The organism is Flavobacterium aquidurense, from assembly GCF_001404985.1.
Classification (GTDB): Bacteria; Bacteroidota; Bacteroidia; order Flavobacteriales; family Flavobacteriaceae; genus Flavobacterium; species Flavobacterium aquidurense_B.
In genome coordinates, this window is sequence record NZ_JRLF01000014.1 from 483,030 (window position 1) to 508,075 (window position 25,046).

22 protein-coding genes are annotated in these 25,046 nt (G+C 33.3%); 20 read left to right on the plus strand and 2 right to left on the minus strand.

The window, feature by feature from the left end:
* The first annotated feature begins 3 nt into the window (after window positions 1–3).
* Window positions 4–1,554, plus strand: a complete 1,551-nt coding sequence (locus RC62_RS17605; protein ID WP_055097495.1) for a PepSY-associated TM helix domain-containing protein — start codon at window positions 4–6, stop codon at window positions 1,552–1,554.
* A gap of 63 nt (window positions 1,555–1,617) precedes the next feature.
* Window positions 1,618–2,733, plus strand: a complete 1,116-nt coding sequence (locus tag RC62_RS17610) for a PepSY-associated TM helix domain-containing protein (protein WP_055097496.1) — start codon at window positions 1,618–1,620, stop codon at window positions 2,731–2,733.
* A 45-nt stretch (window positions 2,734–2,778) separates the two neighbouring features.
* Here RC62_RS17610 and RC62_RS17615 read toward each other — a convergent pair whose 3' ends face one another.
* On the minus strand, window positions 2,779–3,126 hold the full coding sequence (locus RC62_RS17615) for a toxin-antitoxin system YwqK family antitoxin (RefSeq protein WP_055097497.1): 348 nt from the start codon (window positions 3,124–3,126) through the stop codon (window positions 2,779–2,781).
* 210 nt (window positions 3,127–3,336) lie between these two features.
* The gene (locus RC62_RS17620) at window positions 3,337–4,332 is read right to left on the minus strand and encodes a TlpA family protein disulfide reductase (protein WP_055097498.1); all 996 of its coding nucleotides are present in this window, start codon (window positions 4,330–4,332) and stop codon (window positions 3,337–3,339) included.
* A 157-nt stretch (window positions 4,333–4,489) separates the two neighbouring features.
* On the opposite strand from RC62_RS17620, the gene aspS reads away from it, so the two are divergent.
* The 18 genes from aspS to RC62_RS17710 all read left to right on the plus strand — a co-directional run bounded on the left by aspS (window position 4,490) and on the right by RC62_RS17710 (window position 24,512).
* The gene (gene aspS, locus RC62_RS17625; RefSeq protein WP_055097500.1) at window positions 4,490–6,241 is read left to right on the plus strand and encodes an aspartate--tRNA ligase; all 1,752 of its coding nucleotides are present in this window, start codon (window positions 4,490–4,492) and stop codon (window positions 6,239–6,241) included.
* Window positions 6,242–6,620: 379 nt separating this feature from the next.
* Window positions 6,621–6,815 (plus strand): cold-shock protein, encoded by a 195-nt coding sequence (locus RC62_RS17630; protein ID WP_007137066.1) that lies wholly within the window; start codon window positions 6,621–6,623, stop codon window positions 6,813–6,815.
* A gap of 241 nt (window positions 6,816–7,056) precedes the next feature.
* Complete coding sequence (locus RC62_RS17635) at window positions 7,057–7,422, plus strand: NADH-quinone oxidoreductase subunit A (RefSeq protein ID WP_055097501.1); 366 nt, start codon at window positions 7,057–7,059, stop codon at window positions 7,420–7,422.
* A gap of 169 nt (window positions 7,423–7,591) precedes the next feature.
* Window positions 7,592–8,140: an NADH-quinone oxidoreductase subunit B gene (locus RC62_RS17640; protein WP_029271568.1), complete on the plus strand. Its 549-nt coding sequence runs from the start codon at window positions 7,592–7,594 to the stop codon at window positions 8,138–8,140.
* A gap of 1 nt (window position 8,141) precedes the next feature.
* Window positions 8,142–8,663, plus strand: a complete 522-nt coding sequence (locus RC62_RS17645) for an NADH-quinone oxidoreductase subunit C (RefSeq protein ID WP_055097502.1) — start codon at window positions 8,142–8,144, stop codon at window positions 8,661–8,663.
* Window positions 8,664–8,688: 25 nt separating this feature from the next.
* Window positions 8,689–9,927, plus strand: a complete 1,239-nt coding sequence (locus tag RC62_RS17650) for an NADH-quinone oxidoreductase subunit D (RefSeq protein WP_055097504.1) — start codon at window positions 8,689–8,691, stop codon at window positions 9,925–9,927.
* Between the two features lie 149 nt (window positions 9,928–10,076).
* A complete protein-coding gene (locus RC62_RS17655; RefSeq protein WP_055097774.1) occupies window positions 10,077–10,607 on the plus strand; it encodes a complex I 24 kDa subunit family protein in 531 nt (176 codons plus the stop codon).
* Between the two features lies 1 nt (window position 10,608).
* A complete protein-coding gene (gene nuoF, locus RC62_RS17660; protein WP_055097506.1) occupies window positions 10,609–11,976 on the plus strand; it encodes an NADH-quinone oxidoreductase subunit NuoF in 1,368 nt (455 codons plus the stop codon).
* Window positions 11,977–12,058: 82 nt separating this feature from the next.
* Complete coding sequence (locus tag RC62_RS17665) at window positions 12,059–13,090, plus strand: 2Fe-2S iron-sulfur cluster-binding protein (protein WP_055097775.1); 1,032 nt, start codon at window positions 12,059–12,061, stop codon at window positions 13,088–13,090.
* Window positions 13,090–14,148, plus strand: a complete 1,059-nt coding sequence (gene nuoH, locus RC62_RS17670; protein WP_206196602.1) for an NADH-quinone oxidoreductase subunit NuoH — start codon at window positions 13,090–13,092, stop codon at window positions 14,146–14,148. The genes RC62_RS17665 and nuoH overlap by 1 nt, the downstream gene beginning before the upstream one ends.
* Before the next feature lie 163 nt (window positions 14,149–14,311).
* Window positions 14,312–14,857: a NuoI/complex I 23 kDa subunit family protein gene (locus RC62_RS17675; RefSeq protein ID WP_055097507.1), complete on the plus strand. Its 546-nt coding sequence runs from the start codon at window positions 14,312–14,314 to the stop codon at window positions 14,855–14,857.
* Window positions 14,858–15,397, plus strand: coding sequence for an NADH-quinone oxidoreductase subunit J (locus RC62_RS17680; protein ID WP_055097509.1), 540 nt, complete (start codon window positions 14,858–14,860; stop codon window positions 15,395–15,397).
* Complete coding sequence (gene nuoK, locus RC62_RS17685) at window positions 15,397–15,717, plus strand: NADH-quinone oxidoreductase subunit NuoK (protein ID WP_017494599.1); 321 nt, start codon at window positions 15,397–15,399, stop codon at window positions 15,715–15,717. The genes RC62_RS17680 and nuoK overlap by 1 nt, the downstream gene beginning before the upstream one ends.
* Window positions 15,718–15,723: 6 nt before the next feature.
* On the plus strand, window positions 15,724–17,607 hold the full coding sequence (gene nuoL, locus RC62_RS17690) for an NADH-quinone oxidoreductase subunit L (RefSeq protein WP_055097510.1): 1,884 nt from the start codon (window positions 15,724–15,726) through the stop codon (window positions 17,605–17,607).
* 10 nt (window positions 17,608–17,617) lie between these two features.
* On the plus strand, window positions 17,618–19,057 hold the full coding sequence (locus RC62_RS17695; RefSeq protein ID WP_055097511.1) for a NuoM family protein: 1,440 nt from the start codon (window positions 17,618–17,620) through the stop codon (window positions 19,055–19,057).
* Between the two features lie 64 nt (window positions 19,058–19,121).
* Window positions 19,122–20,513 (plus strand): NADH-quinone oxidoreductase subunit N, encoded by a 1,392-nt coding sequence (locus RC62_RS17700; RefSeq protein WP_055097512.1) that lies wholly within the window; start codon window positions 19,122–19,124, stop codon window positions 20,511–20,513.
* A 167-nt stretch (window positions 20,514–20,680) separates the two neighbouring features.
* Window positions 20,681–21,454 carry a Bax inhibitor-1/YccA family protein gene (locus tag RC62_RS17705; RefSeq protein ID WP_055097514.1) on the plus strand — a complete coding sequence of 258 codons (774 nt, stop codon included), beginning with the start codon at window positions 20,681–20,683 and terminating at the stop codon, window positions 21,452–21,454.
* A gap of 511 nt (window positions 21,455–21,965) precedes the next feature.
* On the plus strand, window positions 21,966–24,512 hold the full coding sequence (locus RC62_RS17710; RefSeq protein WP_055097517.1) for a T9SS type A sorting domain-containing protein: 2,547 nt from the start codon (window positions 21,966–21,968) through the stop codon (window positions 24,510–24,512).
* Window positions 24,513–25,046 lie beyond the last annotated feature (534 nt).

Sequence of the window (25,046 nt, forward strand, 5' to 3'; positions counted from 1 at the left end):
ATCATGAATAATCGCAATTACAATATCTATTTTCATACACATACCGTTAGCGGAATTGTGATCAGTGTCGTTCTTTTTGTGATTTTTTTCGCAGGATCTTTTTCTTTCTTCAGAGATGAAATTATCAATTGGGAAAGAAATGAATCTACTGCTATTACCAGAGAAATACATTTAGACTACAACACAACCTTAAATAAACTTGACAAGGAATACGTTTTGCACGGAAGAAATATCACTATTTCTAAACCTGGCAACGAAAGAAGGGTTGCCATTTATATGGAAGGAACCAAAGATACTTTGGCCCCTGCCAAACAAAAAGAAGGATCTTTCTTTTATTTAGACACTAAAACATTAAAAACATTTACTTATGAAGAATCTTATTCATTAGGTGAATTTTTATACCGTTTACACTTTCTTGCTCAAATACCATATCCGATTGGATATTACCTTTCCGGTTTTATTGCCTTGTTTTTTCTATTTGCGATCATAACCGGCGTTCTGTTACATTGGAAAAAAATCGTTTCTAATTTTTATATTTTTCGCCCAAAAGAAAAATTAAAAACATTATGGACAGATGCACATACTGCATTAGGCATGATTGGTTTGCCATTTCAGTTTGTATATGCCGTAACCGGAGCATTTTTCATGATCAAACTTTTGATTGTAGCTCCTGCTGTAATGGCATTATATAAAGGCGATCAGGATAAATTATACAAAGAATTAGAATATAAAGATCCCGATTATAAATTCGATAATAAAAAATTAGCTGTACCTTATAATATCGACCAGTTAGTTGCGAAAGCAAAAAACAACTGGAAGGATTTTGAAATCACCCGTGTTTTTATTCAGAATTACGGCGATGCCAACATGCATGTCTTAGTCGAAGGTGAAATGTTAAGCCATAAAAAATTCACAGGAATAGGAAAAGTAGTTTACAGAATCTCTGACGGAAAAGAAATTGCAAAGAAAAATCCTGTCACACAAAACAACTATTTAGATGTTGTAAAAAATGTTTTATACAGAATACACTTTGGCGATTACGGAGGTTATCCTTTAAAAATTGTGAGTTTCGTGCTGGGAATTATTACTTGTTTTGTTATTATTTCTGGTGTAATGATCTGGCTGGTCGCGAGACAAAAAAACAATTTACCAGAGAAAAAAAGACGTTTTAATGCTGCTGTAGTTCGCATTTATTTAGCAATCTGCCTGAGCATGTATCCTATTACAGCACTTGCTTTTATAGCTGCTAAAATATTTCATCCGCTAACACAAGAGAATCTTTTCCTTGTATATTTTGGAGGATGGCTTATTCTTACAATCTTTTTTATTCTTAAAAAAAATGATGCCTTTACCAATAAATTCTGCTTGATTTCAGGAAGTATTCTGGGATTTCTAATTCCTGTTACAAACGGAATTGTATCTGGAAATTGGTTCTGGGATTCGTTCCTGCAAAATCATATTCAGGTATTTTTTATTGATGTCTTCTGGATCGTTTTAGCATCTATATCTCTTTATGTGGCTTTTTCCTTAAAACCAAAAAAGGCAGTTTTATAAAAATTACCTTAAATAATTTGTCCTCTATTGATTTAGCGTATACTTTTACGCTTTATTCAAAAAATGGGATTCAGGAAAAAAATACGTTTTATACATAAATGGCTCGGATTAATTTCCGGGCTTATTGTTTTTATTATTAGTATTACTGGTTGTATTTTTTGCTTTCATGATGAAATAAAAGATATAACCAGAAAAGAATGGCGATTGGTTGAGCCTCAAAACAAACCATTTTTAATGCCATCAGTTTTATTGGACAAAGCAAAAGAAATTGCTCCCCGGAATAAATCGAGTATGGTTTCGTATTACGGCAAAAACAGGTCTGCGATTGTTTATACTTATTCTGACACAGAAAATCTCTACCTCTATTTTAATCCGTATACAGGAAAATATTTAAAAACAGAAAACCCTGAAACAGACTTTTTTATTATAGTAGAATATATTCATTTGTATTTGCTTTTACCGGATTATATAGGAAAACATATTATTGGTGGCGCTACTATCATTTTTATTTTATTGCTTATTTCGGGAATTATTCAATGGTGGCCAAAACGCAGAAGCGATATTAAAAGAAGTTTTACCGTAAAATGGTCTGCAAAATGGCGTCGTGTAAACTATGACTGGCACAATACATCCGGGTTTTACATTTCTATCATCGCTGTTGTCATTGCTGTTACAGGTCTGACTTTTACTTATGAATGGGTTGGGAATGGTATTTATAAAAGTTTCAATTTTGGTGGTGATAAAGCTTTAGAAACAAAAACCCCTATAATCGATATTACTAAATTTGACAATAACAAACTCGATGCTATCGATCGTGCTTTTGTTGAAACCATGAAATTTCAGCCAAAAGCCGAAATGATATTTGTAACTTATCCCCAGAAAAAAGGAGACATAATCAATACCGGGGCTTATCCGCATACCTTAAGATACGATCATCAGAGCAATTATTATTTTCATCCAGGTGATGGCAAATTAATTCAAAGCCAGACTTTCGACAAAAAGAGTTTAGGTCTTCAGGTAGTAGAAATGAATTACGGAATTCATACGGGGCAAATCTTAGATCTGCCGGGAAAAATTATTGCTTTTATAGTTAGCCTCATTGCTGCTTGCTTGCCTGTGACAGGTTTTATAATTTGGTATGGAAGAAGAAACAAATCCTGCAAAAAAATAAAGGCATAAAAAAAACCGCCAATTAAAGCGGTTCCTATTTATTATTCGAAATTATTAATTTCTATTTGCCAAAGCATTTTTTTGTAAATTCTTAACTGAAGCGATTTTGCTGTTTTCATAAGCAACTTCAGAAAGATTTTTTTCATTGAAGAAAACCCATTTTCCAGTTTTCAACCCGTCTGTGTATTCACCCACGGCAACTTTATTTCCATTTTCATCATATGATACCCAAACGCCATCTAATTTACCATCTTTAAAAAAGCCTTCTTGTTGTACTTTACCATTTTCATAGTAATAAGTAGCTTTTACTTTGTTTCCAACAACTTCTAATTCAGGTTTTGTTTCTTGTGCAACTAAAATTCCAGAGAACAATATTGCAACTAAAATTACACACTTTTTCATATCTTTAGGTATTTAATGTTATCAAATCGTTATCAAATATAATTAATTGTTTACATTAAACAAACTTTTACTTAACAATTTGATAACATTGAGTAAAAACTTAACATTGGGAAATCATCTAAAACAAAAAAACCAGCGCTTAAGCACTGGTTTCATTGGTATTCTTAGCTAAAAGACTATTTACTATATCGATATAAATTTTATACTAAATTACTTTAATAATGAATCTAATAGAGCTTGAAGCTCTGGAGATGAAGGTCTTGAAGCATCTGCATTAAAAACATTTCCTTTTGGATCAACGATAATAAATCTCGGAATTCCCGTTACACCATAATTAGTAACAAATTCAGATTCCCAATCTTTATCAGCAAACAATTGAATCCCTCCTAAATTTTTATCTGTTACAAATTTTTTCCACTTTTCATTGTCTTTCATCTTATCAATTGAAATACTAACGAACTCAATATTTTTTCCGTGATACTTTTCCTCGATTTTTTGCAAATACGGGATTTCAGCTCTACAAGGCGCACACCATGTTGCCCAAAGATCAATATATACGTATTTACCTTTTAAGTCAGAAAGCTTGGTTTTTCCTCCTTTATGATTTACATAATCAAAATCAGGCGAAGGTTTTCCGTTTAGTTTATTTGCCTTATAAGCCCTGTCATATTCTTGTGCTGCGTATTGATTAAAACTCTCAAAACTATTTTTTAAGGCCGTTTTAAACTCAGGATCAAAATTTCCTTTTTCAACACTTTCTATATCTGCTTTTTTCTTTGCTTCTAATAACGATGCAAATTCTGTTGGTTCTTTTGCGTAAGCTTCTTTTTGAAATTGTTCATCCTTCAATGCTTGCTGTGCCATAAAATTACTTTCATCCACACCTTTACCTTTATATACAATTGTTTCATCAAATTCTTTGGCATTCATCGTTAGATTAATCTCTGAATCTGGTTTTAAATATAAATTAGAAGATTCTGTACCGTCAGAAAACACATAAAACCCTTTTGCAGCTTCAAAATTGGCAGCAAAAACCTCTTTATTATTAATTGGAATAACTTGTTTAAAATTATTTCTTCCCTTGATAACTAAAGTATCACTATTTCTGTTCGCTATTTTAGCGGTAAATTTAATTTGATTTTTGGCTTGACCGATGACATTCAAAGCGCTAAAAATCAACAGACCAGTTACAAAAAATTTGTTCATATAAATTAAAGTTTGTTTTTAGTGATTCAAATCTAAATAAATAACAGCTTTCAAATTTCAGAATTAACAAAATATTTAAAATTCTATACATCAACTTTATCACTTTACTATATTATCTTGAATTTTGTGTTTACTTTTGCAGTCTAAAATTTTGATCATGTATAGAAGTCATAATTGTGGCGAGTTAAATGCCTCAAATATTAATATGGAAGTTACACTAGCGGGTTGGGTTCAAAAATCACGCGATAAAGGATTTATGAATTGGGTTGATTTACGCGACCGTTACGGAATTACACAACTTATTTTCGACGAAAGTCGTACTGATAAAACTGTTTTTGAACTGGCAAAAACTCTGGGTAGAGAATTTGTAATCCAGGTAAAAGGAACTGTAATTGAGCGTGAAGCTAAAAACAAAAATATTCCAACTGGTGAAATCGAAATTTTAGTTACTGAATTAACAATTCTAAACGCAGCACTTACACCTCCGTTTACAATTGAAGATGAAACTGATGGCGGAGAAGATATCAGAATGAAATATCGTTATTTAGATATTAGAAGAAATCCTGTAAAAAATAGTTTATTATTCCGTCACAAAGTAGCGATGGAAGTTCGAAAATATCTATCTGATTTAGATTTCTGCGAAGTTGAAACTCCTTATTTAATCAAATCGACTCCAGAAGGCGCAAGAGATTTCGTTGTACCAAGCCGTATGAACGAAGGACAATTTTATGCATTGCCGCAATCTCCACAAACTTTCAAACAATTATTGATGGTGGGCGGAATGGATAAATATTTCCAGATTGTAAAATGTTTCCGTGATGAAGATTTACGTGCTGACCGTCAGCCAGAGTTTACACAAATCGATTGCGAAATGGCATTTGTGGAGCAAGAAGATATTTTGAATGTTTTTGAAGGTCTTACAAGACATTTACTAAAAGAAATAAAAGGTATTGAAGTAGAAAAATTCCCAAGAATTACCTACGATTATGCCATGAAAACATATGGAAATGACAAACCGGACATCCGTTTTGGAATGGAGTTTGGAGAGTTAAACGAATTTGCACAACACAAAGATTTCCCGGTATTTAATGCTGCTGAATTAGTTGTGGGAATTGCTGTTCCCGGAGCAGGAAATTATACCCGTAAAGAAATTGACGGATTAATTGACTGGGTAAAACGTCCGCAAGTTGGCGCATCAGGAATGGTATACGCAAAATGCAATGACGACGGAACTTATAAATCATCTGTAGATAAATTTTACGATCAGGAAGATTTAGGACAATGGGCAAAAATTACAGGTGCAAAACCTGGAGATATGATCTTTGTGCTTTCAGGACCTGCTAACAAAACACGTACTCAGCTTTCTGCACTTCGTATGGAATTAGCAACTCGTTTAGGATTACGTAATCCTGAAGTCTTTGCCCCGTTATGGGTTGTAGATTTCCCATTATTAGAACTTGATGAGGAAAGTGGCCGTTATCATGCAATGCACCATCCATTTACGTCTCCAAAACCGGAGGATATGGCTTTGCTGGAAACAGAACCAGGAAAAGTCCGTGCAAATGCTTACGATATGGTTTTAAACGGAAATGAAATTGGCGGTGGCTCAATTCGTATTCATGATAAAGCGACTCAGCAATTAATGTTTAAATATTTAGGCTTTACCGAAGAAGAAGCAAAAGCACAGTTTGGCTTCTTAATGGATGCTTTTCAGTTTGGAGCACCGCCACACGGAGGTTTAGCTTTTGGATTAGATAGATTAGTAGCCATTTTAGGAGGCCAGGAAACAATTCGAGATTTTATTGCGTTTCCAAAAAATAATTCAGGACGAGATGTAATGATCGATGCTCCAGCAAAAATTGATGATGCTCAATTAAAAGAATTACACATTAAAATTGATGCTATTTAAATAGCCATAATTCTATAAAAAAAACTGCAGCTAAAATTTAGCTGCAGTTTTTTTACTTTTTACTATTTTTTAATATCAGGATAATACCACTTAAAAAAGGTTAGCCCAGCAAACACAAGTAATATCCCACAGAAAAAGGATTGGCCTCACCACTTTCGCATAAGCTAGTAAAATTTTGTAAAACATAAGCTACTTTTTTAACTTTTCATTCTTACAATTGATGATTCTCAAATAAAGTAGTTGCATATCAAAATTGATGCAATATAAATAGCGAAAACACTGTGAATCAATAATTTTTACAAAAAATTAACACCTTATTGTCTTTTGTATGAATTTATATATTACATTTGCTTCATTATAAATTATTATTACAATTACAATGCGTACAGGTACAGTAAAATTTTTCAATGAATCTAAAGGTTATGGATTCATTACAGACGAAGAAACAGGAAAAGATATCTTCGTTCACGCTTCAGGAATTAACGCGGAAGAATTACGCGAAGGAGACCGTGTAAGCTATGAAGAAGAAGAAGGAAGAAAAGGGAAAGTTGCTGCTAAAGTAGCAGTAATCTAAGAAAAATATAGCAATTTATTTTTTTTGCCTCTGAATGGTTTTAAAAACGTCTCGAAGTATCGGGACGTTTTTTTTTGCCCAAATCTTAAAAAAACCTTAAAATAGGTTGCTATTATTTATAATCAATAAAAATTACAAATAATCACCCTTTTGTAATACACTTAAATCCTTTTTTAGCTTGTGATTTACAGAGTTGAAAGTTATCTTTGTGGCTTATTCTTTAAGTAAAAAACCTAAGTTTATGCAATCAGATCAATACAGTTATCTTCCTATTTTAATGCAGTTTATTCTGGCTGTTGGTTTTGTGGTAGGAACAATCATTATTTCGGGAAAATTAGGACCAAAAAGAACCTCAGAAGTAAAAGACAAAAACTTTGAGTGCGGTATCGAATCAGTTGGTAATGCCCGTATTCCTTTTTCAGTAAAATATTTTCTGGTTGCCATTTTATTTGTATTGTTTGATGTAGAGGTAATTTTCCTTTATCCATGGGCAGTAAACTTCAAAGAACTTGGAATAGAAGGAATGTTAAAGATGATCGTATTCATGTCACTTCTTTTAGTTGGCTTTTTCTATATCATCAAGAAAAAAGCATTAGACTGGGAATAAAAAGATTTTAGATTTTAGAGTAGTGATTTTAGATATAAGAATGGAATTATCCTAATTTATTTAAAATGACAATTTAAAATTTGAAATCTCGAATAAATATTGATTTAAAAAACTTGATTTTACCTATGATTTTTTAAAATCAGAAATAAAATCAGAAATCTAAAATAAAATGAGCGATTCAAATGTAAATATGGTTGCGCCGCCGGAAGGAGTTGTAGGAGAAGGTTTCTTCGCTACAAAACTAAATGATGTTGTAGGTTTAGCAAGAGCCAATTCATTATGGCCATTACCTTTCGCAACTTCATGTTGTGGTATCGAATTCATGGCAACAATGGCCTCACATTACGATTTAGCACGATTTGGTTCTGAACGTGTGAGTTTTTCTCCTCGTCAGGCTGATATGTTAATGGTAATGGGAACTATTTCAAAAAAAATGGCCCCAATTTTAAGACAAGTTTACGAACAAATGTCTGAGCCACGCTGGGTAATAGCTGTTGGAGCTTGTGCTTCATCAGGAGGGATATTCGATACATATTCAGTTTTACAAGGAATTGATAAAGTAATTCCAGTAGATGTTTATGTTCCGGGATGCCCGCCAAGACCTGAACAAATAGTAGATGGAGTAATGAAACTTCAGGAATTGGTACGAAGCGAATCTGTTAGACGCAGAAGCTCTCCGGAATACCAAGAATTACTAGCTTCATATAATATTTCATAAGATGGCTTTAGAAAATACCCTGATTCAAGATAAACTTACAGAAACATTTGACGCAAGTGTTTTTAACTTTCAACAAGAAAGAGATATTTTTTCACTGGAAACTACTGCTGACAAAATCACAGCATTGATTCTTTTTTTGAAAAATGATTCTGACCTACGATTTCACTTTTTAACCGATTTATGCGGCATTCACTATCCGGACAACGAAACAGATCGTCAGTTTGCGATAGTATATCACATGCACAATTGGTACGAAAACAAACGAATTAGAATCAAAGTGTTTCTTAATGGTGAAAAACCGGAAATAAAAACTATTTCAAATATTTTCCAGAGTTCCAATTGGATGGAAAGAGAAACATATGATTTTTTTGGGATCAACTTTATCGGACATCCACAATTGAAACGTATTTTGAACATGGATGAAATGATATCGTTTCCAATGCGTAAAGAATTCCCAATGGAAGACAGCGGAAGAACTGATAAAGATGACAGATTCTTTGGAAGAACAACAACAAATTGCTAAAAAATAAATAATTCAACATTATAAAATGTCAGAACTATTATTACCACCAGAGCATCGTTATGCTAAAATAGTTAAGGATAAACTAAACGAAGACGGAAGCGAGCTTTCAGTATTGAATTTAGGTCCTACACACCCGGCCACTCACGGTATTTTTCAAAATATCCTGTTGATGGATGGAGAAAGAATTCTTGAAGCTGAACCTACTATTGGTTATATTCACAGAGCTTTCGAAAAAATTGCCGAAAATCGTCCTTTTTATCAAATTACGCCTCTTACAGATCGTATGAACTATTGCTCCTCTCCTATTAATAATATGGGATGGTGGATGACTTTAGAGAAATTGCTTAATATTGAAGTTCCTAAACGTGCCCAATATTTAAGAGTTATCGTAATGGAGCTGGCCCGTATTACAGATCACTTGATTTGTAATTCGATCCTGGGAGTTGATACCGGAGCTTATACCGGTTTCTTATATGTATTTCAATTTAGAGAAAAAGTATACGAGATTTACGAAGAAATTTGTGGCGCTCGTTTAACAACAAATATGGGAAGAATTGGCGGTTTCGAAAGAGACTGGTCGCCAGAAGCTTTCCGCAAACTGGAAGTATTTTTAAAAGATTTTCCTGTTGCCTGGCAAGAATTTGTAAACTTATTTGAAAGAAACAGAATTTTTCTTGACAGGACTGTAAACGTAGGTGCAATCTCAGCAGAGCAAGCAATGGCTTACGGATTTACAGGTCCAAATTTACGTGCCGCCGGAGTTGATTATGACGTACGTGTTGCACAACCTTATTCCTCTTATGAAGATTTCGATTTTGTTGTTCCTGTTGGAAAATCAGGTGACACTTATGATCGTTTCTGCGTTCGTAACGCTGAAGTTTGGGAAAGTTTAAGCATTATTCGTCAGGCATTAGATAAAATGCCAGCCGGAAACGAATATCATGCAGAAGTTCCTGATTACTACCTTCCTCCAAAAGAAGATGTTTACACTTCAATGGAATCTTTAATTTATCACTTTAAGATCGTAATGGGAGAAGTTCCTGTACCAGTTGCAGAAATTTACCATCCTGTTGAAGGAGGAAACGGAGAATTAGGTTTTTATTTGGTTACTGACGGAAGCAGAACTCCATATAGATTACATTTTAGAAGACCTTGTTTTATTTATTACCAGGCATATCCTGAAATGATAAAAGGTGCTTTATTATCAGATGCAATTGTTATTTTATCAAGTTTAAATGTCATTGCCGGAGAATTAGACGCCTAAAAAATTATAGATTTAGATTCCAGATTAAAAATCAGAAATCAGAATTAAAAAATCTAAAATATAAAGATTGCAGAATGTAGATTATAGGTGGCAGATTGAAAAATCTAAAATCTAATCCCGAAGATTCGGGACTAAAATCCAAAATAAAAATGGAACGTAAACATTACAAACAAGAAATAAATATGACTGAAGCATTGATGTCCCGCATCAATGAATTGATCAGTCATTATCCTGAAGACAAAAGAAAATCAGCTTTACTGCCTGTTTTGCATGAAGTGCAGGACGCACATGATAACTGGCTGAGTATTGAGTTACAGGATAAAGTTGCTGAAATTTTGCATATAAAACCAATTGAGGTTTATGAAGTGGTTACTTTTTATACCATGTACAACCAAAAACCAATTGGAAAATACATGTTCGAATTTTGCCAGACTTCTTGTTGTTGTTTAAATGGTGCCGAAAATTTAATGGATTACACTTCTGAAAAATTAGGCATTAAAATGGGTGAAACAACTCCAGACGGAATGTTTACTATTGCCGGCGTAGAATGTTTAGGTGCTTGCGGATATGCTCCGATGATGCAGTTAGGAGATTTCTACAAAGAAAAATTGACAGAAGAAAAAATCGATCAGTTAATCGCTGATTGCAGAGATGATAAAATAATATTACACGATAAATAATATGTCACAGAAAATATTATTAGACAAAATCAATGTTCCTGGGATTAAAACTTATGAAGTATATCGCCAAAATGGCGGTTATGCATCTGTAGAAAAAGCTTTAAAAACGCTTACACCGGACGAAGTTGTTGAAGAAGTAAAAAAATCGGGACTTCGTGGTCGTGGTGGAGCCGGATTTCCAGCAGGAATGAAATGGAGTTTCATTGATAAAAAATCAGGAAAGCCAAGACATTTAGTTTGTAATGCCGATGAGTCAGAACCGGGTACTTTCAAAGATCGTTACCTAATGGAATTTATTCCTCACTTATTGATCGAAGGAATGATCACTTCCAGTTTTGCCTTAGGCGCTAACTTATCCTATATCTACATTCGTGGAGAATATATGTGGGTTTTCAAAATATTAGAAAGAGCGATCGCCGAAGCTAAAGCTGCCGGTTGGTTAGGAAAAAATATATTAGGAACAGGTTACGATTTAGAATTACATGTACATTGTGGAGCCGGAGCTTATATTTGTGGAGAAGAAACTGCACTTATAGAATCTTTAGAAGGTAAAAGAGGAAATCCTCGTATAAAACCACCATTCCCTGCGGTATCAGGACTTTGGGCAAATCCAACTGTAGTAAATAACGTAGAAACTATCGCAACTGTGCCTTGGATTATCAACAATTCTGGTGATGATTATGCTAAAATAGGAATTGGACGTTCAACAGGAACTAAATTAATTTCTGCTTCAGGACATATTAAAAATCCTGGTGTTTACGAAATTGAATTAGGATTAAGTGTTGACGAATTCATGAATTCTGATGAATACCTGGGAGGAATGTCTTCCAGCAGACCTTTGAAAGCATTTGTTCCCGGAGGATCTTCTGTACCAATTTTGCCTGCTGAATTAATTTTTAAAACTGCAAATGGCGAGGACAGATTAATGACTTACGAATCTTTAAGTGATGGTGGTTTTGCTACCGGATCTATGTTAGGTTCAGGAGGATTTATTGTTTACAATGACACTGCATGTGTTGTTAGAAACACTTGGAATTTTGCACGTTTTTACCACCATGAATCTTGCGGACAATGTACGCCTTGTCGTGAAGGAACAGGTTGGTTAGAAAAAATATTATGGAGAATCGAAAACGGTCAGGGGCGTGAAGAGGATATCGAATTATTATGGAGCATTCAAAGTAAAATTGAGGGTAACACAATTTGCCCGCTTGGTGACGCAGCTTCGTGGCCAGTAGCAGCAGCAATTCGTCATTTTAGAGATGAGTTTGAATATCACGTTCGTTTTCCTGAAAAAATAAAAAACAGAGAGCACTTTGTTGCCGAGCCTTTCTCACAAGTAAAACATTTAGTAGGCAAACAAACAGTTTAAAATAGTTTCAAGTTTCAAGTTTTTTTAGTTTCAAGTTCAACCTGAAACTTTAAACATGAAACTAAAAAAACAAAATATAGAGATGAAAGTAACCATAGACGGTCAAAGTATAGACGTAGAGCCAGGAACAACAATCCTGCAGGCTGCACGTATGATTGGTGGAGATTTGGTGCCGCCAGCCATGTGCTATTACTCAAAATTAAAAGGCAGTGGCGGTAAATGCCGTTGCTGTTTAGTTGAAGTTTCTAAAGGAAGTGAAGCTGACCCAAGACCAATGCCAAAATTGATGGCATCTTGTGTAACAGGCTGTATGGACGGAATGGAAGTAAACAGTAAATCTTCTGACAGAGTAACGGAAGCCCGTAAGTCTGTAACAGAATTTTTATTAATCAACCATCCACTTGATTGCCCGGTATGTGATCAGGCTGGTGAATGTGATTTACAAAATTTAAGTTTCGAACACGGAAATCCAAAATCACGTTTTATTGAAGAAAAAAGAACATTTGAACCAGAAGATATAGGTCCAAATATTCAACTACATATGAACCGTTGCATCTTATGTCAAAGATGTGTACAAGTTGCAGATCAATTGACAGACAATAGAGTTCACGGAGTATTAGATCGTGGTGATCACGCTAATATTTCGACAGGTATATCAAAAGCTATCGACAATGAATTTTCCGGAAATATGATTGACGTTTGTCCGGTTGGAGCATTGACAGATAAGACTTTCCGTTTTAAATCAAGAGTTTGGTTCAACAAACCTTATAATGCACACAGAGAATGTACAACTCCAGGATGTTGTGGTAAAACAACTGTATGGATGTTTGGAGGAGAAATTCAACGTGTTACAGGTCGTAAAGATGAGTACCATGAAGTAGAAGAATTCATCTGTAACAGTTGTCGTTTTGATCACAAAAATGTAAATGACTGGGTTATTGAAGGACCAAGAGAATTTGAAAAAGATTCTGTTATCAATCAAAACAACTACACTCAAAAATTAGAGAAAGTAGAAATCGATACTGAAAAAACGATCCTTATGGGTAGAGATATCGACCGTAAAAAAATTAGTATGGCTGAAATTCCATTAAACACTAACAACAAAAATTCTTAATGATGGTAGATGGTGCGTTTATTATAGAAAAGAGTGTTGTAATTGTTGTGGTTTTTGCCGTAACAATGATTATGGCAATGTATTCTACTTGGGCTGAACGTAAAGTTGCGGCTTTTCTTCAGGATCGTGTAGGACCAAACCGCGCAGGATGGGGAGGATTATTGCAGCCTCTTGCTGATGGTATGAAATTATTCTCGAAAGAAGAATTCTTTCCAAATACGCCTAATAAATTTTTATTCGTTGTAGGTCCGGCAATAGCCATGAGCACCGCTTTAATGACGAGTGCAGTAATCCCTTGGGGAGACAGACTTCATGTATTTGGAAGAGATGTTATTCTACAGGCAACTGATATTAATATTGCTTTATTATACATTTTTGGAGTTCTTTCTGTAGGTGTTTACGGTATCATGATTGGAGGATGGGCTTCTAACAATAAATTCTCATTAATGGGAGCTGTTCGTGCTGCTTCGCAAATGGTTTCTTATGAAGTTGCGATGGGATTATCAATGATTGCATTATTGATGATGACCGGAACAATGAGTTTAAAAGAAATTTCATTACAGCAACAAGGAATGAACTGGAATGTTTTCTATCAGCCTTTATCCTTTTTAATCTTCTTAATTTGCTCATTTGCAGAAACTAACAGAACTCCTTTTGATTTAGCTGAATGTGAGAGTGAATTAATAGGAGGTTATCATACAGAATATTCATCAATGAAAATGGGATTTTATTTATTTGCTGAATATGCCAGTATGTTTACGTCTGCAACTATTATATCTGTATTGTTTTTTGGTGGGTATAACTATCCCGGAATGGAATGGATGGTTGAAAATGTAGGTGTAAATATTGGTAACGTAATAGGAATTGCAGTATTGTTTGCAAAAATATGTTTCTTCATATTTTTCTATATGTGGGTACGTTGGACAATTCCAAGATTTAGATACGATCAATTAATGAACTTAGGATGGAGAATTTTGATCCCGCTTTCGATTATTAATATTATGATTACGGGTGTTGTTATATTAAGACACGATATCGCAGCTGCTTTAGGATTTTAAGAACATCATATCTTGGCTAGCCCTGATAGAAGCGATATCCTTTAATTTTTTTCTTTAGAAAAATTAAAGATATAGCGGATAGCAGGAAAAGCTTCAAATAAAAATAAAATAGATTTTGATTTGATTTAACTTCAAATTTTAAATCATAAATATAATAGTAAAAATGTCAATAGAAACTATATCATTATCGGGTAGAAAAAAGATGGTCTCTAATAAAGAGATGACTTTTTTAGAGCGATTGTATCTTGTGGCGATTGTGAAAGGATTAATTATCACATTTAAACACTTATTCAGAAAAAAAGTGACGATTCATTATCCTGAGCAAGTGCGTGAAATGAGTCCGGTTTATCGTGGTCAACATCAGTTAAAACGCGATGAACAAGGTCGTGAAAACTGTACAGCTTGTGGATTATGTGCTTTATCATGCCCTGCTGAAGCCATTACAATGAAAGCTGCTGAACGTAAAGCTGACGAAAAACATTTGTATAGAGAAGAAAAATATGCTTCGATTTACGAGATCAACATGCTGCGTTGCATTTTCTGTGGTTTATGCGAAGAAGCATGTCCAAAAGATGCCATTTATTTGACAACTTCAAAAGTATTGGTTCCTTCAAGCTACGAAAGAGAAGATTTCATTTTTGGAAAAGACAGATTAGTGATGCCTCTTGACGTGGCGATCAAAAATGCTCAACTTAATAATGCTAATTAAATGATACATATTCCTGATTTTGCACACGCAACAACTGTACAAATTATATTTTGTTTCTTAGCGTTTATTACAGTGATTACTGCTTTCCTTACTATTTTTAGCAGAAATCCAATTCACAGTGCTATTTATTTAGTGATTTGTTTTTTCTCTATCGCGGGTCACTACTTACTTTTAAATGCTCAATTTTTGGCAATCGTACACATTATTGTCTACTCCGGAGCAATTATGATTTTATTCCTGTTTACGATCATGTTGATGAATCTAAACGAACAACGAGATGTACACAGACCTAGAATTACACGTTTAGGAGCAATCGTTTCTTTTTGTTTGATTTGCATTGTATTGATTGCAATCTTCATCAACTCTAAACCAATTGTTGGAGAATACGATTCAACAGGAGAAGATTTCCAATCGATTAAAGTACTTGGTAAAATATTACTAAACGAATATATGGTTCCGTTTGAATTTGCTTCAATCTTGCTTTTAGTAGCCATGATTGGAACTGTATTATTGTCTAAAAAAGAAAAATTAAATAAATAATGGGTAATATATTAAATCAAATAGGTATTGAAAACTACATCTTTTTAAGTGTTGTACTTTTCTGTATTGGTATTTTTGGTGTATTGTACAGACGAAATGCTATTATCGTTTTCATGTCTATCGAAATCATGTTGAATGCTGTTAACCTTTTATTTGTTGCTTTTTCAACTTATCATCAAGATGCGCAAGGACAAGTCTTTGTATTCTTCTCGATGGCAGTTGCTGCGGCAGAAGTTGCAGTTGGATTGGCTATTTTAGTTTCGATCTTTAGAAATTTAGGTTCGATTAGTATCGATAATTTAAAAAATTTAAAAGGATAAATAAAAATGGATACCAATTTAGCTTTACTTTTAGTTTTATCTCCTTTTTTAGGATTTTTAATCAATGTTTTCTTTGGCAAAAGCTTAGGGAAAACAGTTTCAGGAATCATCGGAACTGCTGCTGTAGTAGTTTCATTTGCTGTAACACTTTTCTTTTTCAATCAACTAAGCTCAACTAAACAAGCCATTCAGGTTACTTTATTTGACTGGATTCAAATTAGTAATATACATATCAATCTTGGATTTTTATTAGATCAGTTATCATTACTTTGGTTGCTTTTTGTAACCGGTATTGGATCATTGATCCATATATACTCTATAAGTTATATGCACGATGACGAAAATATGCACAAGTTTTTTGCATATTTAAATCTGTTCGTATTCTTCATGATTACACTTGTAATAGGAAATAACTTATTAGTTTTATTTATTGGTTGGGAAGGTGTTGGACTTTGTTCCTACTTATTAATTGGATTCTGGCATAAAAACCAGGATTACAATGATGCAGCTAAAAAAGCATTTATCATGAACAGAATTGGAGATTTAGGTCTTTTAATTGGAATGTTCATTTTAGGCTCAATGTTCTCTACTTTAGATTATGCAACATTAAAAACTGCAATCGCAGGAGCAACAAACTTAAACATACCATTGCTTTCATTAGCTGCTTTATGCTTGTTTATTGGAGCTTGTGGTAAATCAGCACAAATTCCTTTGTATACATGGTTACCTGATGCGATGGCTGGACCAACTCCGGTTTCTGCATTAATTCACGCTGCAACTATGGTTACAGCTGGTATCTTTATGGTAACAAGATTAAATTTTGTATTTGATTTAGCACCGGATGTTCAAACTGTTATTGCTGTTATTGGAGCAATTACTTCATTAGTTGCTGCAACAATTGGATTGGTTCAGACAGATATTAAAAAAGTATTGGCCTACTCTACCGTTTCTCAATTAGGTTTAATGTTTTTAGCCTTAGGATTTGGTGCTTATGAAGTAGCTGTTTTTCACGTAATAACTCACGCTTTCTTTAAAGCTTGTCTATTCTTAGGATCAGGTTCTGTAATTCACGGTTTGCACGGTGAACAAGATATGCGTAAAATGGGTGGTTTGCGTAAAGCAATGCCAATCACTTTCTGGACGATGTTGATTTCATCATTGGCCATTTCAGGTGTTCCGTTTTTCTCCGGTTTCTTCTCTAAAGACGAAATTCTATTAACGGCTTTCCACCATAACATTCCACTTTATGTTATAGGATCTATAGCTTCAATTATGACAGCATTTTATATGTTTAGATTAATGTTCTTAACTTTCTTCAAAGATTTCAGAGGTACAGAGGAACAAAAACATCATTTACATGAAAGTGACGGATTAATTACTTTCCCTTTGATGATTTTAGCTGTTCTTGCTACTTTTGGAGGTGTAATAAGTTTACCTGGAAATAGCTGGTTAAATGAGTATTTAGCGCCACTTTTTACAAAGGTAGCCGGTGAAGAACATCATTTAGGCACAACCGAATATACTTTGATGGGAGTCGCTGTTTTAGGTGGATTATTAGGTATCTTAATCGCTTATATTAAATACTTCAAACAAGATAATGTTCCGGAAGCAGATGAAAACATTACAGGTTTAACCAAAGTTTTATACAACAAATATTATGTAGACGAAGCTTACGACGCTATATTTGTTCGCTCTATTAACGGATTATCAAGATTTTTCAGAGACTACATTGAGACTGGCTTATCTACTCTTGTTTTTGGATTAGGAAAAATAACGAATGAAATAGCTTTTCAAGGTAAAAAATTACAAAACGGAAGTATCGGATTATATCTTTTTGCATTTGTTTTGGGGCTTTGTGCCATTGTTTCCTATATATTTCTAGCTAAATAATTTTACAACTATGAACGTTTCTCTTATATTAATTATTCTTTTAATTGGTGCATTTGCCACTTATTTTGCCGGTGATAAACTAGCATCAAAAGTAGCTTTGTTGTTTAGTTTGGCGGCTTTAGGTTGTTCAATTGTATTACTAAATCATTTTTATGCAGGCGAAAACATTAGTTTTGTAAATGCCTGGATTAATCAGCCTAAAATTTCATTTGCTTTAAATGCTGATGGATTGGGGATTGCAATGCTTTTACTAACTGTAGCTTTAACGCCAATTATTATATTCTCTTCTTTTGGCAATGAATATAAAAATGCAAAAGGTTTTTACGCTTTAATTTTATTTATGGCTTTTGCTATGACAGGAACTTTCCTTGCTGCAGATGGTCTTTTATATTATATCTTTTGGGAATTAGCACTTATTCCTATTTACTTTATCGCTCTTATTTGGGGTAATGGAGATGCTGAAGAACGCAGAAAAGCAGTGGTTAAATTCTTTATTTATACACTTGCCGGTTCATTGTTTATGTTAGTAGCTTTTATCTACTTGTATACGAAAGCAGGAAGTTTCTTAATCGAAGATTTATACAAATTAAATCTATCGGCTAGTGAACAACTTTGGATATTCTTAGCTTTCTTCCTTGCTTATGCTATTAAAATTCCAATTATTCCTTTCCATACATGGCAGGCAAATGTGTACCAAAAAGCCCCAACTGTTGGAACAATGCTTTTATCTGGTATCATGTTAAAAATGGGATTATACAGTGTTATTCGCTGGCAATTGCCAATTGCACCACTGGCTGCAAAAGAATACATGAATATTTTTATCGCTTTAGGAATTGCCGGAGTTATCTACGGATCAATCGTCGCTTTAAGACAAAGAGATTTAAAGAAATTGTTGGCTTATTCTTCATTAGCACACGTTGGGTTAATTGCTGCAGGAACTTACACTTTAACCATTGATGGTTTACGTGGAGCTGTATTGCAAATGATTGCCCACGGTTTTGTTGTGATAGGATTGTTCTTCGCTGCAGAGGTTATCTATAGAAGATTTGAAACCAGAGAAATTGATGAAATGGGTGGTATTCGTACACAATCTCCAAAATTTACTTCTATGTTTTTAATTTTAGTATTGGCTTCAGTAGCTTTGCCAAGCACTTTTAATTTCGTTGGAGAATTTACTGTTTTGTATAGCCTTTCTCAAATCAATGTTTGGTTTGCCGTTTTAGGCGGAACAACTATTATTTTAGGAGCTTATTATATGCTTAAAATGTTTCAAAATGTAATGCTGGGAGAAACTAATTCTAAAACTTTTGCAGACGTTACTATTAATGAAGGTATTTCATTCGTAGCAATTATTGCAGTTTTAATTTTCTTTGGATTTTATCCAAAACCAATTACAGATTTGATTACACCAAGTTTAGAGACAATTCTAAACGTTATCAATAAAAATTAATATTTTAAATAAAAATAAATTAGGGCATCATTAGTTTTAGATTTCCTAAATCAAAAAAACAAAAATGAATACATTAATAGCTATAACAGGATTGGGTATTTTTTGCCTATTGTTTGAAATTCTTAATTTAAGAAAGGCCATTGTTCCAATTACCATTATTGGTTTATTGGGTGTTTTGGCACTTAATTATTACGAATTTGGATCAACAGCAAGTTACTATAATAATATGATTACAGTGAGTAAGTTCTCTACCACGTTTTCATCACTATTTATTATTCTAACTATTTTCTTAGTAGCATTAAGTCATAATTTTTACGAAAATCATCCAACCAAAATCTCTGATTTTGTTGCTATAAAAATCTTTTTGTTAGCTGGAGGAGTTGCGATGGTTTCTTTTGGAAATTTAGCGATGTTTTTCCTGGGAATTGAAATTCTGTCAATTGCTCTTTATGTATTAGCTGCAAGTGAAAGATTAAATTTAAAAAGCAACGAAGCTGGTATGAAATACTTTTTGATGGGATCTTTTGCATCAGGAATTATCTTATTCGGAATCTGTTTGATTTACGGAGCAATGGGAAGCTTTGACGTTGCAGAAATTCACGAAAGCTCTTTATCTGCTGAATTGCCAATCTGGTTTCCTATCGGAATGATTTTAATGATAATTGGTATGTTATTTAAAGTAGCTGCAGTTCCTTTTCATTTCTGGGCTCCGGATGTTTACGAAGGATCTCCGGCATTAACTACTGCACTAATGAGTACTTTGGCAAAAGTAGTTGCGATTGCAACACTTTACAAACTAGTATCGGCATTAAACCTGGTTCCGTCTTTAGACAATCAGGATCTTTTAGGAACTTTTGAAACTATTGTAGTAATTATTTCAATAGCATCTATGACCGTTGGAAATATAATGGCATTACGTCAGGTAAACGTAAAACGTATGTTGGCATTCTCTGGAATTTCTCATGCAGGTTTTATGTTAATGACTTTATTAACTGTAGCAACTTCAGCAGGAGTTTTATTATATTATACTGCAGCTTATGCATTGGCCGGAATCGCTGCTTTTAGTGTAATACTTTATGTTTGTAAAAATCAGGATAATGAAGACATTACTAATTTTCATGGTTTAGGAAAAACAAATCCTTTATTAGCTGCAATCCTAACAGGATCATTGTTATCAATGGCTGGTATTCCTATTTTCTCCGGATTCTTTGCTAAACTTTTCTTATTCAATCAAACTATCCAGGCAGGATATATTGCTTTAGTAATTGTTGCTGTTATAAATTCAATTATTAGTGTTGGATATTATTTCAAATTAATTTTAGCGATGTATTCTAAAGAACCAAATCAGGAACGTACTGGAAAACCTTTTCTTATTTATGCAGTTGCTGTTATTTCAATAACTTTAAATATTGTTTTAGGTTTGTTTCCATCTTTGGTTTTAGATCTGTTGAACTAATAAAATATCACTCAAAATAAATAGAAATCCATTCGTTATCGCGAGTGGATTTTTTATTTTACAGGCAGCTTGTTTCAGAAGAGAAATTCATGTTAAAAATTTGACTCAAACAATACGACCTTCGAAAAAACTCCATATATTTGGGTTCAATTAAATGTATTAGAAATATGAACTTCAATTCAAAAAATCCATTTTTAAGCAACAAGCGTTTTTCATCAAATGCTGTTTCAAAAGCTGAAGAAGTACACCAGGCTCAAATTATTGATTACAATCAGGAAATGACTTTGTCAGGTACTATCAATAAAACAGCTATTTTGTTTTTAATATTATGCGGATCTGCAATGGTAACATGGTGGATGGCATTTAACGGAATGAATGCATTATTACCTGCAATTGGCGGAGCGATAATAGGTTTCATATTGGTTTTAATTTCAGTATTCAAACCTCACCTTTCTCCATATTTGGCTCCAGGATATGCCCTGTTTGAAGGATTATTCATAGGAGGGATTTCTGCAATTTTTGAAGCTAAATATCCGGGAATTGTAATAAATGCAGTTAGCGCAACATTAGTAACTTTTTTAGTTTGCTTAGGTTTATATAAATTTAAAATTGTAAAAGTTACAGAACAATTTAAATCAGTGGTAATCGCTGCTACTTTAGCAATTGCAACTTATTACTTGATTTCATGGATAGCTTCTCTAATTTTTAATTTTACTCCTGTTCATTACGGAAACGGAATGATGAGTATTGGAATTAGTGTTTTTGTTATTATTATCGCGGCTCTAAACCTGTTTTTAGATTTTGATCAAATCGAAAAAGGAGTTCATGAAAGAATGCCAAAATTCATGGAATGGTATGGTGCAATGGGATTAATGATTACATTAGTTTGGCTGTACATCGAATTCTTACGATTACTATCAAAATTATCAAGTAAAGATTAATTTCTTACTCCCTATAAATGTAAAGCCTTTTTGATTTTCAAAAAGGCTTTTTTTATACCCCATTCTCAAATACCAGAAGAAGTTGAATTTTATTCATCATCTTTTTGTGAGATTAATGTCAAAATTTGATTTTCTCTACACAATCAATCAAATCAATCTTTTGAAAATAAAACGATTTATAATCTTTTTCCTGCTATATATTACATCTTCAATATTTAAATTAGAAAATCGCAATAAAAATAATTCTATAATAAGAAATAAATAAAATCTTTCAAAAAGCTTATTACCCCTTATATCTCGGAATGTGTAATAAATTACATTTAATGCAATTTATTACAAAATAAACAAAAAATTATATATTTTTTTACATCATATATTTTTTATATTAAAATTAATGATAATATCAAAATTATGATTATGTTTGTGTAATCGATTACAATTTATTCATACTTGACAATCGAAAAGTTAAACCACAAAAAACCACGCTTTATCTAACTTTAAAACCACAATCATGAAAAAAAAACTACTTTATCTAATTATTTTATTGACCTCTTGCCAAATATGGTCACAAGTTGTTATTAATGAATCATCAGGTTGGCTTGAATCGGCTTTTGTAAAATGGGCACCCCTTAGCAGTGCAGATACCTATAATGTATATTATACCGGAGGCGGACAGACTAACAAGAAAATAGACAACGAACTAATTCGTAGTTACGGAAGTTACTTTCGCGCCGACATTCCAGGGCTTGCTGCAGGAAGCTATACCATTACCATAAAACCAGTTACAGCAACAATAGAAGGATCAGGAGCGACAACGCCAGCATTAACAGTAATCGCTCAAGACCGAACAGGTTTTGCTTTTGAAGGCGGACGTCTTCCCGGAGGATACAAAGTAAATGGAACACCTAAAGATAATGCCGTAATACTTTATATAACACAAAACACTAAAAACACTATTTCGATGAATATCACTGGAGCTAGTACAAATCCTTGTGTTGGTTTACAAAATATTCTATACGGAATTAAAAAAGGAAAAGACACACGTCCGTTCATCATACGCTTGATTGGGAATATTACCGATATGGCCATAATGGAGGGCGGAGATATTACAATCGAAAATGCAAATAATGCAAATAGCTATCTTACAATAGAAGGTATTGGAAACGATGCAGTAGTAAATGGCATGGGAATTCGTCTAAAAAAAGCATCAAATATCGAAGTAAGTAATCTTGGATTCATGAATTGCAACAGTACAGCTGGTGATAATATTGGAATGCAGCAAGACAATGATCATATTTGGGTTCATAATTGCGATTTATTTTATGGAGACGCAGGAAGTGACGCTGATCAAATAAAAGGAGACGGAGCTTTAGACAATAAAAGTTCAACCTATATCACATTAGCTTATAATCACTTTTGGGATAGTGGAAAAGCAAGCTTATTAGGTTTGAGCGAAGGAACAACAACTGGCTTGTATATAACTTATCATCATAACTGGTTTGATCATTCAGATTCTCGCCATCCACGTGTTCGTTACTATTCTGCTCATATTTATAACAATTATTATGACGGAAATTCAAAATACGGAGCTGGATCAACAATGGGTTCTTCTTTATTTGTAGAAGGAAATTACTTTCGCAATACTAAAAACCCGATGATGATTTCGATGCAGGGAACAGATGCATGGGATGAAGCTGCACAAAAAAATAACGCAGGAACAGTAGGAACTTTTTCCGGTGAAGCCGGAGGGAATATCAAAGCTTTTAATAATACTTTTGATACTGATATTGCCACTAATAGCATGCGATTTGTTGCCTATGGAGATACAAATCCTTTATACAATATTTCAGGAAAAATAAATTCCACAATTGACTTTGACGCTTTTGTTCCAGCCAATCGTGGAGATCTGGTTCCTGCCACCGTAAAATCTGTTCTTGGAGCAAATACATACAATAACTTTGACACTGATACCTCACTTTATATAAAAAATTTAGTAATAGACCAACCTTCGGTTGCAAGAACTAAAGTAATGCAATACGCAGGTCGAGTTTCCGGAGGAGATTTAAAATGGACATTTAACAATGCTACTGACGATAAATCATCTACAGTAATCGCCGCTCTTAAATCAGCACTTTCTAGCTACACAAGCACATTAGTTGCCGTACAAAACGAAATACCAACTGTTGAGAGCAGCCAAACCTTAACTACAGATAGTGATATAAACCAGACTGTAGCGACAGAAACGGCAATTGAACCTATAGTTTTTACATGGGGCGGAGATGCAACAGATGCTACTGTAACAGGATTACCGGCAGCAGGAATAAGCTTTGTAAAGAATATGACAACTAAAACTATAACAATAACTGGTATTCCAACATCAACTCTCTCTTTCTCTATTACGACAAGTGGCACAGGAGGAACGCCTGCAAAATTATCAGGAACAATAACAGTTGAAGGAACAACTACGCCTGCAGCAGGAGATCAAATTCATGATTTTACTTTGTCGGGAAAAGTAAGCACATTTTACACCATTACAGGCAACCTTGCTACAAACAAAGGAACTGTAACTTATAACGGCTCAACTTTAACGCAGTGCCTGAAAATGGAAACTGCAACTACTATTACTTATACAACGACACAACCAAGCACATTAACGCTAGTTTTTGTTGAACCTGCAGGAACTGCAAAAATTGATGGTACAAATTATACTGCAACAGCAGGAATTATAACAATTCCTATTGCGGCAGGAAGTCATACAATAGCAAAAAAAGATACTGCCAATTTATTTTACATAAAAACAGCTTACAGCACATTAGGATTAGATCAAAATATCGAATCTGCTAAAGTAATCTTATACCCTAACCCAGTAACAAATCAACTTTATATTTCTTCTGATGACGTTCAGAAAGTAGAAATTTACAATGTATTAGGCATGCTATTAAAAACTATCGAAAAAGATATCGAATCTATAGATTTAAGCCATTTAAATGCAGGAAACTACATTATTATGGTGACAACAGACAAAGGAACTTTTAGTAAAAAGATTATAAAAAAATAGTTCAACGTCAAAACATTCTCAAAAAAAGGCTTCCAATTGGAAGTCTTTTTTTTTGAACTAAAGCATTATTCTAAACCAATATTTATACATACTCAATTATAGATTTCAAGTTGAAAAAACACAAACTGACTTCTTTTTAACAGTTAAATTGAACTCAAATAGATTTAAAGGTAAAAAAATCATCAATATTCAGCTTAAAATATAGTCTTTTTCCTATTTTATTGAATTTCAATTAAAATAATTAAAAATAACAAAATTAGAGATTATTTACCCATAATAAATCTTTTACAAATCTTATAAATAGCAACAAAATTGGCACTTGACAAAGTTTTCTTACATTATGTAATAAATTGCATTTAGTGTAATTAATTACATAATAAATATAATTACATACAATATTTTAAATTATATGTTTTTTTATTTATAAAAAAATGAGAATTTAAAATATTAAATATATTTTTGTGCAATCGATTACAATTCATGGAATAGTTTCGATAATCAAAAAACCACAAAAACTTTATTAACTAAAAAACC

Bases quoted from the DNA above. Each gene is read 5' to 3' on its own strand.
- RC62_RS17605 (WP_055097495.1), top strand. From the start codon at position 4: ATGAATAATCGCAATTACAATATCTATTTTCATACACATACCGTTAGC.
- RC62_RS17610 (WP_055097496.1), top strand. From the start codon at position 1,618: ATGGGATTCAGGAAAAAAATACGTTTTATACATAAATGGCTCGGATTA.
- RC62_RS17615 (WP_055097497.1), bottom strand. From the start codon at position 3,126: ATGAAAAAGTGTGTAATTTTAGTTGCAATATTGTTCTCTGGAATTTTA.
- RC62_RS17620 (WP_055097498.1), bottom strand. From the start codon at position 4,332: ATGAACAAATTTTTTGTAACTGGTCTGTTGATTTTTAGCGCTTTGAAT.
- aspS (WP_055097500.1), top strand. From the start codon at position 4,490: ATGTATAGAAGTCATAATTGTGGCGAGTTAAATGCCTCAAATATTAAT.
- RC62_RS17630 (WP_007137066.1), top strand. From the start codon at position 6,621: ATGCGTACAGGTACAGTAAAATTTTTCAATGAATCTAAAGGTTATGGA.
- RC62_RS17635 (WP_055097501.1), top strand. From the start codon at position 7,057: ATGCAATCAGATCAATACAGTTATCTTCCTATTTTAATGCAGTTTATT.
- RC62_RS17640 (WP_029271568.1), top strand. From the start codon at position 7,592: ATGAGCGATTCAAATGTAAATATGGTTGCGCCGCCGGAAGGAGTTGTA.
- RC62_RS17645 (WP_055097502.1), top strand. From the start codon at position 8,142: ATGGCTTTAGAAAATACCCTGATTCAAGATAAACTTACAGAAACATTT.
- RC62_RS17650 (WP_055097504.1), top strand. From the start codon at position 8,689: ATGTCAGAACTATTATTACCACCAGAGCATCGTTATGCTAAAATAGTT.
- RC62_RS17655 (WP_055097774.1), top strand. From the start codon at position 10,077: ATGGAACGTAAACATTACAAACAAGAAATAAATATGACTGAAGCATTG.
- nuoF (WP_055097506.1), top strand. From the start codon at position 10,609: ATGTCACAGAAAATATTATTAGACAAAATCAATGTTCCTGGGATTAAA.
- RC62_RS17665 (WP_055097775.1), top strand. From the start codon at position 12,059: ATGAAAGTAACCATAGACGGTCAAAGTATAGACGTAGAGCCAGGAACA.
- nuoH (WP_206196602.1), top strand. From the start codon at position 13,090: ATGATGGTAGATGGTGCGTTTATTATAGAAAAGAGTGTTGTAATTGTT.
- RC62_RS17675 (WP_055097507.1), top strand. From the start codon at position 14,312: ATGTCAATAGAAACTATATCATTATCGGGTAGAAAAAAGATGGTCTCT.
- RC62_RS17680 (WP_055097509.1), top strand. From the start codon at position 14,858: ATGATACATATTCCTGATTTTGCACACGCAACAACTGTACAAATTATA.
- nuoK (WP_017494599.1), top strand. From the start codon at position 15,397: ATGGGTAATATATTAAATCAAATAGGTATTGAAAACTACATCTTTTTA.
- nuoL (WP_055097510.1), top strand. From the start codon at position 15,724: ATGGATACCAATTTAGCTTTACTTTTAGTTTTATCTCCTTTTTTAGGA.
- RC62_RS17695 (WP_055097511.1), top strand. From the start codon at position 17,618: ATGAACGTTTCTCTTATATTAATTATTCTTTTAATTGGTGCATTTGCC.
- RC62_RS17700 (WP_055097512.1), top strand. From the start codon at position 19,122: ATGAATACATTAATAGCTATAACAGGATTGGGTATTTTTTGCCTATTG.
- RC62_RS17705 (WP_055097514.1), top strand. From the start codon at position 20,681: ATGAACTTCAATTCAAAAAATCCATTTTTAAGCAACAAGCGTTTTTCA.
- RC62_RS17710 (WP_055097517.1), top strand. From the start codon at position 21,966: ATGAAAAAAAAACTACTTTATCTAATTATTTTATTGACCTCTTGCCAA.